Raw genomic sequence first — 10,687 nt, 5'->3', positions numbered from 1 at the left:
TCATCATGACCGGGGCAGTCCCCGTCTACCTCATACCGGCCCGAAACGAGTACGGCATCATCGGGCCCATCCACAGTAGCGAGTTCCTTCCCGACGTCATCGAGAGGAAGATCCGGGACTGTCCGCTCGTAGAGGACCCGGCATCGCGGACGGCCAGGATGGCCGTGATCACGAACTCCACCTACGATGGGATCTGCTATAGCGCCGAACGGATCGAGGAGCAGTTGCGGGACGCGGTCCCGTACCTCCACTTCGATGAGGCATGGTCCGGCTACGCAAAGTTCCACCCCCTCTACGCCGGAAGGTTTGGGATGCACCGGGCGGAAACGGCCGGGCCGACGGTCTTTGCCACCCAGTCGACTCATAAGGTCCTCGCCGCCTTCTCGCAAGGCTCGATGCTCCACGTCAGGCAGGGCCGGGGACCGGTCGACCACCCGCGGTTCAACGAGGCGTTCATGATGTTCACCTCGACGTCGCCCCAGTACACCATCATCGCTTCCCTGGACGTCGCCACCAGGATGATGGCCGGACACTCGGGGAAGTTCCTCATCGAAGAGGCGATCGAGGAGGCGATCGTCTTTAGAAAGAAGATGGTGACGGTGGCCGAAGAGATCCGGGCAGGCCCCTTCCCCGAGGAGAACTACTGGTGGTTCACTGTCTGGCAACCCGACTGTATCATGGACCAGGAGGCAGAACAACCGCTCGGGGAGGCGGACGACCTGCTGCTCCGGGACCGTGCCGGCTGCTGGCTGCTCGACCCCCACGATGCCTGGCACGGCTTTCCCGGCATCGAGGAGGGCTACGCCATGCTCGATCCCATCAAGGTGACCATCCTCACCCCCGGGATCAGGCCGGGTATGGGCATGGAGGACCGGGGGATACCGGCGGCTATCGTCACGAAGTATCTCAGAGAGAGCGGGATCGTCGTCGAGAAGACCGGGTATTACTCGTTCCTGGTCCTCTTTACGCTCGGGATCACCCGGGGCAAGTCCGGGACACTCCTCGCGGAACTCTTCCGGTTCAAGGCCCTCTACGACGGCAACAGCCCGCTTGAGGAGGTCTTCCCCGACCTGGTACGCCAGCACCCCGCCCGGTATGCCGGACGTGGCCTCGCCGACCTCTGCCGGGAGATGCACGGCTACCTCCGGGACAAGTCGATCACGGAGACCATCAGGAGCGTCTACGCAACGCTGCCTGAGGCGGCGATGACGCCGGCGGAGGCCTACCGTCACCTGGTGCGGGGCGATGTGACGCCGGTGCCGGTAAGCGAACTCGAGGGGCGGACGGTCGCGGTGATGGTCGTCCCCTACCCGCCCGGTATTCCGGTCATCATGCCGGGGGAGCGGTGCAGTTCGGCTACGCGGGCGATCGTCGACTACCTCGTCTCCCTGCAGGATTTCGATACCCTCTTTCCCGGGTTCGAGAGCGAGATTCACGGGGTGGACGTCGTGACGGAGGACGGCCGCCGGATCTTCTACGTCTCCTGCGTCGGGGAGTGACCGGGCGGCGCGATCACCGGGATCTGGCTCAACCTGGCCCGATCCCGGACCAAACCCCGGACAGCCCCGGGAAAAAGTGGTTATTCGCCCTTCAGCATCGCGTTGATCGCAGCCGCCGCGCGCTTCGCCGAGCCCATCGCTTCGATCACCGTCGCTGCACCGGTAGCGATGTCACCGCCGGCGTAGACGTGGGGGATGGACGTCCTGCCGTTCTCGTCGACGACGACGTTGCCCTTCCGTGCGCGCTCGAGCCCCGGGATCAGGGAGACGAGGAGCGGGTTCGGGCTCGTGCCGATCGCCTGGACGACCATATCCACGTCGAGGGTGAACTCGCTCCCCTCGATCGGCTCCGGGGACCGGCGACCGCTCGCGTCGATGCCGCAGAGGGACATCTTCACGCACTCGACACCGGTGACGTGCTGCTCGCCGAGGATCCGGATCGGGTTCGTACAGGTGAGGAACTCGATCCCCTCCTCCTTCGCGTGCAGAACCTCAGCCCTCCGTGCCGGCATCTCCTCCTCGCCCCGACGGTAGATCAGGGAGACCTTCGCCCCCTGGCGGCGCGCAACCCTCGCCGCGTCCATCGCGACGTTGCCGCCGCCGATCACCGCGACGCGGGTGGCGTGCAGGACCGGGGTGTCGGACTCGGGGAACGCATCGGCGCGCATCAGGTTCACCCGGGTGAGGAACTCGTTTGCGGAGTAGACCCCGTTCAGGTTCTCACCGGGGATGCACATGAACGCGGGAAGCCCCGCTCCGGTCCCGAGGAAGACCGCGTCGTAGCCGAGGAGTTCGTCGACGCTGACGCTTCTTCCCACGAGGTGATTCTTCTTCAACCGGACACCGAGGGCGAGCACCTGGTCGATCTCGGCATTGACGACATCCTTCGGGAGCCGGAACGCGGGGATACCGTAGGCCAGGACACCGCCGGCCTCGTGGAGCGACTCGAAGATCGTGACGGCGTGGCCGGCGCGGGCGAGTTCGGCCGCGGCCGTCAGCCCGGCCGGGCCGGAGCCCACGACCGCCACGCGCTTCCCGGTCGGCCTTGCCACCTCCGGGAGTTCGGCGCCGTTCTCCCGCTCCCGGTCGGCCACGAACCGCTCGATCGCACCGATCCGGATCGCCGTCTCCTTGTTGCCGAGGATGCAGACGCCCTCGCACTGGGTCTCCTGCGGGCAGACCCGGCCACAGATGGCGGGGAGCATGTTCTGCTCCTTGAGCGCCCGTGCGGCAGCGGGGAAGTTCCCGTCCGCGACCTCCCGAATGAATGCCGGGATGTCGATGCAGACCGGGCAGCCCTTTATGCAGAACGGTTTTTTGCACTGGAGGCACCGTTCCGCCTCGGCGATGGCCTCAGCGGCGGAGAGGCCGCTATCGACTTCCTTGAAGTCGTGGATCCGGACGTCGGCCGGCCGGTCACTCATGGTGGCCGCCCCCTTCGCTGCACCGGCACCGGTGCTCCGCGAACCGCTCAAGCGAGACCTTCTCCTGCCCGGTATAGATCCGCTGCCGCTGCATCAGTTCGTTGAAGTCGACCTGGTGGGCGTCGAACTCAGGGCCGTCGACGCAGGCAAACTTCGTCTCCCCGCCGACGGTCACCCTGCAGGAGCCGCACATCCCCGTCCCGTCGACCATGATCGGGTTGAGGCTTACGTAGGTCTTCACCCCGTAGGGAGCCGTCACGCCGGCGGTGACCTTCATCATGATGGCGGGGCCGATGATCCAGACCCGGTCGATCGTCCTCTCTGCGAGCAGTTTCTTCAAGACATCGGCTGCGAACCCGTGAACGCCCTTGCTCCCATCGTCGGTCGTGATGTGGAGTTCGTCACAAACCTCCCGCAGCTCGTCCTCGAGCATGAGGAGATCGGCGCTTCTCGCCCCGATGATCCCGATGACGTAGTTGCCCGCATTTTTTAGTTCCTTAGCGATGAGGGGCGTGCTCGCGATCCCGACACCGCCGCCGATGACGCAGCAAGTGCCGTAATTTTCGATATCGCTCGGTTTCCCGAGCGGGCCGACGACGTCCTTGATCCTATCGCCCGCGCGGAGCGTCGCAAGTTCCTCGGTCGTCTTGCCGACGGTCATAAAGATCACCCGGACGGCGTCTCCCCTGACGGCAGAGATGGTGAGCGGTATCCGCTCACCCGCGTCGTGGAGGCGAACGATGAGGAACTGCCCTGCCCGTGCGTGCTGCGCCACCTGCGGCGCGCATATCCAGTATTCGTATACCCGATCGGCGAGTCGGGTCGCTGATTCCACCTTATACAACTGCTTCACTCCTGACGGTGCCGGTCGATCGTAACGTCGAGGTGCATCCGAACATTTCATACATATTGTGGCTCCAGCCTCTTTACTTCACCTGTCTTATATAAAGTTGGGGTCTCCGTGCGCCGGAATAATCCTCCGAAGATCCGGAAGCCCGGTCAGGAACCTGACCAGAAACACGAACGGTTATCACTCCACCCGTCGCATGGGTACAATATGCAGAGTGCGGTACGCTGGGGGATCGCGCTGATCGTCATCGGCGTGGTTCTTGCACTGCTCATTCCTTTCTTTGGCATCCCGCTCATCCTGATCGGCGTCGCGCTGATCATATGGCGGGGGCGCGAGGAGACCATCGAAGCGATCAAGAAGTGAATGAAATATGATACTGACAACGACTGCAGAAGTACCGGGCTACGCCGTAGGGGAGGTCCTCGGCGTGGTCTTCGGCAACACGGTACGGACAAAGAACGTGGGAAAGGACGTCATGGCGGGCTTAAAGAGCCTGGTCGGCGGCGAGCTCGAGGAGTACACATCGATGCTCACCGATGCCCGGACCGAGGCCTACAACCGGATGGTCAACACCGCGCGCGACCTCGGGGCCGACGCCGTCGTGAATATCCGCTTTACGACTTCTCAGACGATGGCGACCGCGGCGGAGCTCCTCGCCTACGGGACGGCGGTGAAGCTCGTCCCGAAGAAGTAAGAGGTTTTTGGGTATTTCAGGGCAGATACACAGCCTCTTTTTGATTAGTTGCGACGCTCTCTGCGATGTAGAGGGCAGAGATGCAATGACCACGGGAATTGTATAGGCCATCACACGGATTTCCACTGGACTGCGCACCCGGCAGTGCTCAAACTCCGTTCCTGCCGGAACATCATTTATCACCACGCACTGCCCCCGCCCCCTGGGGCGGGGGCTACAGGTATCTTTCATGTCTGGTAGAGACAGGGGAGGGGGCATGCCCCCTCCCCGCGAGCCGCCACCCCCAATGGCGATACTCCCACGATCCACTGTACCGGGCCTTATGTTCACTTGACCGTGTTGACTTAATGTCGTAGATAAAAAAAGACGTCCTGCAGCGATTTCAGGTCCAACCGCCACAAAACATGAGCCCCGAGGGGCTAAACCCCCCGACCCCCTCACTCCGCGATCTTCTTCGTCTTCCGCACTCTCACCGCAACCCCGCGCTTTGACCGGAGCATCTCGTCCGCCCCCATCATCGCCCTCCCGGTGGCGACCGCGAGCGGTCCTTCCACCAGCACCTCGTCGCCTTCCCGTATCCGGGGGTCGCAGTCCGTGATCCCCGGGGCGAGGACGTCGCCCTGCGGCACGAAGGCATCGATCTTGACCCGGTAGCCCTCCGGTATCAGGTCCCAGCCCTCGAACGTCGGGCGGAAGAGTCCGGTCCCGGCATCGATGCTGAAGAGCTGCTGCTTTCCGCGCAGCACCGCCATCTGCATGCTCCTGCCCCGGACCTGGAGGCCTCTGGTGTTGATATCCGTTGCAAACTGCCAGGAGACCGTGCCCCGGACGGTGTCGGCCTGCATCCGCCGTTCGTCCTCGAGGGCGTCGTTTAAGGCCCGGAGCGAGGCGGGCGCCGTCGGGTGTCCCTGGCAGGTCACCTCGAGGTCGAACCCGCAGGCTTCTGCCGCCATCTGTGCGACGGTGAGCGCGCCGCCGTCGAGGTGGGCGATCACCCTGCGGTAGGGGTGCGCGGCGAAGTAGCGGATGAGGATATCGGCGATGAAGGCGCACTCTTCCCGGTCCCAGTAGCCGGTCACCGGCACGTCGTAGTGACCCGCCGGGTAGACCCGCTCGAGTTCTCTCGGAACGAGACCGAGCGGCGAGGTGACGATCAGTTCGTGCGCCCTTCGGTCCACGACGTTGACGAAGAGCCGGTGGCTCCGGGAGAGCGAGTAGGGCTTCCGCGCTGAGCAGGGGAGGAGGACCGCGACGTCCGTCCGGGTCGGGATGAACCGGTCGATCACCCGGTCGGCAAACCGCCGGATCTCCGCACGATTCTGCGACTCGGCGGTGTTTGCACGCATCGGCACCGCCCGCGCCACCGGAAGCGACCGCTCTATGAACGTGTAGCTCCGGTCGAGGAACCGGAGGATGCCCACCTGTGCGGCGTCCGCACAGCACCGGGACTCCATCAGTTCCCGGAGCCTTCCGACCTCGATGTAGTGCCGGACGAGGGCAAGCTCGCGGTCGAGCGTAAGGCGGTTGTGCCGCACAAGGTCGCCGTCCCGGCAGCCTTCACACCTGCAGACTGCGGTCTCCATCAGCGAAGCGGGGAACTCACCCTCCGGCAGGCAGAACCGCTTCTCTGCGGACGCGAGGTCGACGGCCCGGTAATCGAAGAGGTCGAAGCCCGAGTAGACGAGGAGGCAGGCAGTCGAGGGGAGCGCCGAGGCCGGGGCGTACCACGCGGTGTCCGGCGGGAGGCTCTCTTTTAAGGTCGTAAGCCAGCCGGCGTAGTTCCGGGGGTTCTTCTGCGCCGTATGCCAGTTTGCGACGAGGACGCAGTCGCCGGATTCCGCCGGGGCGGCGAGCGGGTGGACGGCCACCGGCTGCCCCTCTCCGGGCGAGAAGTAGTCGCGGACGAACGCCTCATCCGCACCGAGCGGGACATTCGAGAACGGGCGCTCGCGGAGTGCGGGGAAGAGGGCGTCCGTATCGAGCGCTGCGGGGAGGGAGACGCTCGTCTCCCCCTCCACGTAGGTCCCTATCCGGGCGAGGCCGTCGCGCTTCACCGCCTCATACCTGCTCATAGAGCACCTCCGCACCGGGGACCTCTTCCTGGATGAGACGCACCCAATCCTCGCCGCACCGGACGGCAAACCGGCTCTCCGGGTGCGCTTCCATCAGGGCCCGGATCCCGGCGCACCCCGACCGGACCATATCGTCGTCCCACTCCGGAACCTCACTCTGGCCGACCGGGAACGTCTCCGCGAGTTCCGTGGGGTAGGGCCCGAAGGGGGGCTTGAAGTTCAGCACCGTATCGAACCCGGGCGCCCCGTTCCCGTCGAACGAGACCAGCACCCGCTCACCGACGGAGATCCGGCCGATGACCTCGTGGAACCGGAGCACCTCCGTCCTCCGGCAACTCTCCGAGCCCCGGTAGAAGAACCGGCGCTTCGAGACGGCGTCGTCGCGTTCGAGGTCGGCCGTGTGGGCGAGGAGTTCCCGGTAACCGTCGAGCAGCCGCGGGTGGCTCCGGCACCGCTCGTCGACGAGTTCCCAGAGGGTCCCGTCCTGGATCGCCTGCCGGATGCGGGCGATCTCCGCGAGGCTGACGTAGAGGTTGTGGAGAGCGAGCAGCCGCTCCCGGTCCCCGGATTTCCGGAGTTCGTCGGCGGTCATCGAGCGGCAGACCCGGCAGGGGCAGGGGAGTTCCGCGAGTTCGTCGATTTTGAAGCTCCCGTGCGGGGTGATGTAGCGCCCTTCCCGGGCGAAGAGAGCGTATGCGGCCGAGTCGAAGAGGTCGCAGCCCATCGCGACAGCGAGGGCGAACATCGACGGGTGGCCCGCCCCGAAGAGGTGGACGGCGGTCGCCGGGGAGAGGCCGCGTTTGGCCGCGAGGACGACCTCGACCAGTTCCCGGTAACGGTAGTTCTCCATCAGCGGCACCACGGCGCCGATCGGGCAAAAGGCGAGGTCGAGGTCCTGGACGGCCCGTCCGGCCTCCTCGCGGAGGTCGGTGAAGATGCCGCCCTGCACCGGCCCGGCGAGGTTCGCGTCGGGGAAGAGTTCTCTGGCCTCCCTGAGCCGCTCCATGGTGACCGCGAGTTCCCGCTCCGCCCGCTCCCTGCCCGCGTCCGGCGGGGTAGGGATGTCCAGGGGAACGATGATATCACTCCCGATTGCCTGCTGGAACTCGAGCGTATCCTGGTTGCTCACCTCGACCTCGCCGTAGACGGAGAGCTGGAACGAGCCGGAGTCGGTCATGATGGCGCCGTCGAAGTCGAGGACCTTATGAAGCCCCTCCTCGAGCGCCCGGTCGTGATACTCCGTGCTTCGCCTGAAGATGTAGGCGTTCGTGATCAGGGCCTCGACGCCCATCTCCTGCATCTCGCGGGGCGTTACCAGGGGGAGGTGGGGGTTGACGACGGGAAGGAGCGCAGGCGTCCGGACCGTCTTCTCGTTCACCCTGAGCCTGCCGACCCTTCCCGCGATATCTTTGTGTAGGACCTCAAACGTAATTGCCATTCGGGTTAAACCGCCTTTTCTTCGAATATCTGCCCCTCAAAGGTCTGCACGGCGACATCGTTGCGTCTCCAGCACCCGGGCCGGAGCCCGGCCTTGACGCAGGTCTGGTCAAGGAACTCCCTGCTGGTCCAGCCGTACTCGGTCGGGACCTGCGGGAGGAGGAGACCTCCTGTCCCAAGGCCGCTGACGATCAGGCCGTGCTTCCCGACCTCGACGCAAGCGGGACGCTCCTGTGGCGGGCACTCGAGCGGCCGGGGCACGGTGAGCACCGTCACTTCGAGATCGAGGTCGGCGAGTTCCGACCGCGATACCGGCGGGAACCGGGGGTCCTCAAGAGCAGCCGAGACGGCCGCCTCGACGATCGCTTCGCCGAGCGGTTTTATCGGGTATGGGAGGCCGATGCATCCGCGGAGGTTCCCCCCCCGCTTGATCGTGACGAAGACGCCGCGCTTCTCCCCAAAGATTGGGGGAAGAGCAGGCAGCACCATCCGTTCACCGCCGACGGCTTTCTCGATGGCGTTCCGTGCCAGTCGAACTGCCGTTCTGCTTTCTTCCGGGGTCAGCATTTCCATCAAAATGGGTCGTATGAGATTGAATACTTTTAGTCTTCCGGAGCAGAAGAGGCGGCGGTGCCGGCGCCGGGAACCCCGACCGGTCCGGTGATCGAGCAGGGCAGGTCCCCTTCAAGGCGCACCTTGACGGTCAGGGCCTCTCCGGCAGGGACGGGGCGGTCGAGACGGAGATGTACCGTGCATTCCTCGCCGGCGGGAAGGAGCGTGCCCCCGTCACCATTCCCATCTCCGTCCCGGAGCAGTGCTGCCGTCCACGTGTCCGGCCCCGGAGTGGTGTCTCCGGACAGCCTGAGAACCTCGAGGTAATCCCCTGCCATGACCGTTACGCTGGTCCGGGAGAGGTCGACGGCCCCGTCCTCCCCGGTATTCGCGACGGCAAAGGCAAGGGTGTCGATAGAGATACCGGAGAGTTCCGGGACCGACGAGGAGCCGGTGACTCTCCCCACCATCGCAAGATGCGGTTCGCCCGCGGTCAGAACCGGGTACGCGCCCGTACCGGGCGATGACTCGCCGTTCAATGATCCCGCCCCGAGCGAGACGAACGAAAAGAGCGTTGTGATGGCAACGAACGCCGCGAAGATTGCCGCCAGCTCCAGCTGTGTAGATACCTCACTCCCCCCCATGGTTATAACGCCAGGGGGTAAAAACCGGGGGCGAGCATATATATCTATCTCTGACCCGGGATATGCGCGGTCGATCCGGAAGGCTTCACGGGGGGTCCACGGTGCCGGACGACTGGGGCAAGTCCGGGATGGGGTACCCGTACAGCTTTATATTCTCACTGCAAAATATTATATGGGAGAGGGAGAGTGCGGCCGACGGTGGCACATCCTGTGCTGCTGAGGAAAGTCCTCCCACCGGCCAGATACGCAGCCGCATGCAAGTGCGGGTGGCGAGAGTCACGGCAATGAAACAGAAACGACACGGCCCGCCGTCAGTGATGAAACGACTGAGCCTCCCTCGGGGGGCGAGAAGCGCGGGTTTCCCCGCGCGATAACTCGTTGAACGTAGCGGCGGGAAACGATGAAACGGTGAATCCCTGCGGGTGCAAGCCAGAATAGGGCAGATGGATAGTCTGGTATCCGCCCAGGTATGGCGCTCAGCTGAATGCCGCACAGAACAGAAGGAGGCTTACTCCTCCCACTCCCTGCCCGTGCAGGTTCTTCTCGACGGAACGTAAATATACGGTTCTCAGTCTTTCTTCTCCGGTTTTAACTCAATCTCCTCAAACGTCACGACGTGTGAATCGACGATCTCGTCCTGGTCATTCACAGAGAGCTGGACGAAGATCTCGGCAGGCGCACTCTCCATGGATACGACGTTCCCGTGCTCCGCCTTGACGACGAACCCGAGGGACGCAAGTTCGCCCCGGACGGCGTCCCGGGTGTGGTAGGTCGAGAGGATCTCCCTGACCTTGAGAAGGACGGTCTGCTGCTCTTCAATGTTCGTGGCCATATCATCCCATGAAACCTTGCGCTATATCAACCTGCTCCGGCGAGGGGAACGGGCCGCGGTACCGTCATAGTCGCTGTGTTCCGGAGACAGATATATATAAAAAAATTACCTATAGTAATAAGATGGAGATACCCACCCCGGCCGAACTGCGGGAGAAAAGGCTCCGTATGGGCTTAAAGCAGGCAGATGTAGCCCGTATGGCCGGAATCAGCCAGTCCATGGTCGCGCGGATCGAGGCAGGGAGCGTGGATCCGAGGGTGAGTACGCTTGCCAGGATCGTGGAAGTCCTGCGGGCGGCGGAGCACTCGGCGATCACAGCGGCCGACGTGATGAACGCTCCCGTCCTCTCCGTCGCCCCGGACGACCCCGTTGGCCGTGCCGTCGAGATCATGGGACAGAACGGCATCTCCCAGCTGCCGGTGCTCGAGAACGGGGTGCCCGTCGGGTGCATATCCGAGTCGGCAATCATGAACGCCATGGAAGAAGGCGGTCTCCACCAGACGCACCGGAGGCTGGTGCAGGATTATATGGAGCCCGGGTTCCCGACGGTCCCCCCGATGGCGCCGATCGATACGCTCGTCCACCTCCTGCATCACAGCCACGCGATCATCGTGCTCGATAAAGGAGAGGTGCAGGGTGTCATCACCAAGCACGACCTGATATCGCTGATAACGTAGGCACTC

The 10,687-nt window shown here is 64.3% G+C and carries 10 protein-coding genes, 1 other RNA gene and 1 pseudogene; 5 read left to right on the top strand and 7 right to left on the bottom strand.

Going from position 1 to position 10,687, the window contains the following annotated elements:
* Nucleotides 1-1,499: pseudogene (locus tag PLN84_RS01950) on the top strand (lysine decarboxylase); the annotation flags it as partial.
* Nucleotides 1,500-1,579: 80 nt separating this feature from the next.
* Here PLN84_RS01950 and gltA read toward each other — a convergent pair.
* The gene (gene gltA, locus PLN84_RS01945) at nucleotides 1,580-2,923 is read right to left on the bottom strand and encodes an NADPH-dependent glutamate synthase (protein WP_292382795.1); all 1,344 of its coding nucleotides are present in this window, start codon (nucleotides 2,921-2,923) and stop codon (nucleotides 1,580-1,582) included.
* The gene (locus PLN84_RS01940) at nucleotides 2,916-3,776 is read right to left on the bottom strand and encodes a sulfide/dihydroorotate dehydrogenase-like FAD/NAD-binding protein (protein ID WP_292558578.1); all 861 of its coding nucleotides are present in this window, start codon (nucleotides 3,774-3,776) and stop codon (nucleotides 2,916-2,918) included. The genes gltA and PLN84_RS01940 overlap by 8 nt, the downstream gene beginning before the upstream one ends.
* 204 nt (nucleotides 3,777-3,980) lie before the next feature.
* Here PLN84_RS01940 and PLN84_RS01935 point away from each other — a divergent pair, with 204 nt between their 5' ends.
* On the top strand, nucleotides 3,981-4,136 hold the full coding sequence (locus tag PLN84_RS01935; protein ID WP_292382799.1) for a hypothetical protein: 156 nt from the start codon (nucleotides 3,981-3,983) through the stop codon (nucleotides 4,134-4,136).
* 7 nt (nucleotides 4,137-4,143) lie between these two features.
* Entirely contained in the window at nucleotides 4,144-4,467 is a 324-nt protein-coding gene (locus PLN84_RS01930; RefSeq protein WP_292382801.1) for a YbjQ family protein, read from the top strand.
* A gap of 437 nt (nucleotides 4,468-4,904) precedes the next feature.
* On the opposite strand, the gene arcS is transcribed toward PLN84_RS01930, so the two are convergent.
* Genes arcS through PLN84_RS01910 form a run of 4 tightly spaced genes read right to left on the bottom strand, consistent with a single transcriptional unit; the run spans nucleotide 4,905 to nucleotide 9,172 of the window.
* Nucleotides 4,905-6,539 carry an archaeosine synthase subunit alpha gene (gene arcS, locus PLN84_RS01925; RefSeq protein WP_348531874.1) on the bottom strand — a complete coding sequence of 545 codons (1,635 nt, stop codon included), beginning with the start codon at nucleotides 6,537-6,539 and terminating at the stop codon, nucleotides 4,905-4,907.
* Nucleotides 6,526-7,977 carry a tRNA guanosine(15) transglycosylase TgtA gene (gene tgtA, locus PLN84_RS01920; RefSeq protein ID WP_292382804.1) on the bottom strand — a complete coding sequence of 484 codons (1,452 nt, stop codon included), beginning with the start codon at nucleotides 7,975-7,977 and terminating at the stop codon, nucleotides 6,526-6,528. Before tgtA ends, arcS begins: the two co-directional genes overlap by 14 nt.
* Before the next feature lie 5 nt (nucleotides 7,978-7,982).
* Nucleotides 7,983-8,549, bottom strand: coding sequence for a TIGR00296 family protein (locus tag PLN84_RS01915; protein WP_292382805.1), 567 nt, complete (start codon nucleotides 8,547-8,549; stop codon nucleotides 7,983-7,985).
* A gap of 29 nt (nucleotides 8,550-8,578) precedes the next feature.
* Nucleotides 8,579-9,172: a hypothetical protein gene (locus PLN84_RS01910; protein WP_292382807.1), complete on the bottom strand. Its 594-nt coding sequence runs from the start codon at nucleotides 9,170-9,172 to the stop codon at nucleotides 8,579-8,581.
* 176 nt (nucleotides 9,173-9,348) lie between these two features.
* On the opposite strand from PLN84_RS01910, the gene rnpB reads away from it, so the two are divergent.
* Nucleotides 9,349-9,695, top strand: an RNA gene (gene rnpB, locus PLN84_RS01905) — RNase P RNA component.
* 45 nt (nucleotides 9,696-9,740) lie between these two features.
* Here rnpB and PLN84_RS01900 read toward each other — a convergent pair.
* A complete protein-coding gene (locus tag PLN84_RS01900; protein WP_292382808.1) occupies nucleotides 9,741-10,004 on the bottom strand; it encodes a hypothetical protein in 264 nt (87 codons plus the stop codon).
* 122 nt (nucleotides 10,005-10,126) lie between these two features.
* On the opposite strand from PLN84_RS01900, the gene PLN84_RS01895 reads away from it, so the two are divergent.
* On the top strand, nucleotides 10,127-10,681 hold the full coding sequence (locus tag PLN84_RS01895) for a CBS domain-containing protein (protein ID WP_292382809.1): 555 nt from the start codon (nucleotides 10,127-10,129) through the stop codon (nucleotides 10,679-10,681).
* The last annotated feature ends 6 nt before the right edge of the window (nucleotides 10,682-10,687 follow it).

The organism is Methanoculleus sp., assembly GCF_035363275.1.
Taxonomy (GTDB): domain Archaea; phylum Halobacteriota; class Methanomicrobia; order Methanomicrobiales; family Methanoculleaceae; genus Methanoculleus.
The sequence above is the reverse complement of the archived record's forward strand: the minus strand, read 5'-3'. Positions and strand labels throughout refer to the sequence as shown.

Bases quoted from the DNA above. Each gene is read 5' to 3' on its own strand.
- arcS (WP_348531874.1), bottom strand. From the start codon at position 6,539: ATGAGCAGGTATGAGGCGGTGAAGCGCGACGGCCTCGCCCGGATAGGG.
- PLN84_RS01900 (WP_292382808.1), bottom strand. From the start codon at position 10,004: ATGGCCACGAACATTGAAGAGCAGCAGACCGTCCTTCTCAAGGTCAGG.
- PLN84_RS01935 (WP_292382799.1), top strand. From the start codon at position 3,981: ATGCAGAGTGCGGTACGCTGGGGGATCGCGCTGATCGTCATCGGCGTG.
- PLN84_RS01915 (WP_292382805.1), bottom strand. From the start codon at position 8,549: ATGGAAATGCTGACCCCGGAAGAAAGCAGAACGGCAGTTCGACTGGCA.
- PLN84_RS01895 (WP_292382809.1), top strand. From the start codon at position 10,127: ATGGAGATACCCACCCCGGCCGAACTGCGGGAGAAAAGGCTCCGTATG.
- tgtA (WP_292382804.1), bottom strand. From the start codon at position 7,977: ATGGCAATTACGTTTGAGGTCCTACACAAAGATATCGCGGGAAGGGTC.
- PLN84_RS01930 (WP_292382801.1), top strand. From the start codon at position 4,144: ATGATACTGACAACGACTGCAGAAGTACCGGGCTACGCCGTAGGGGAG.
- PLN84_RS01910 (WP_292382807.1), bottom strand. From the start codon at position 9,172: ATGGGGGGGAGTGAGGTATCTACACAGCTGGAGCTGGCGGCAATCTTC.
- gltA (WP_292382795.1), bottom strand. From the start codon at position 2,923: ATGAGTGACCGGCCGGCCGACGTCCGGATCCACGACTTCAAGGAAGTC.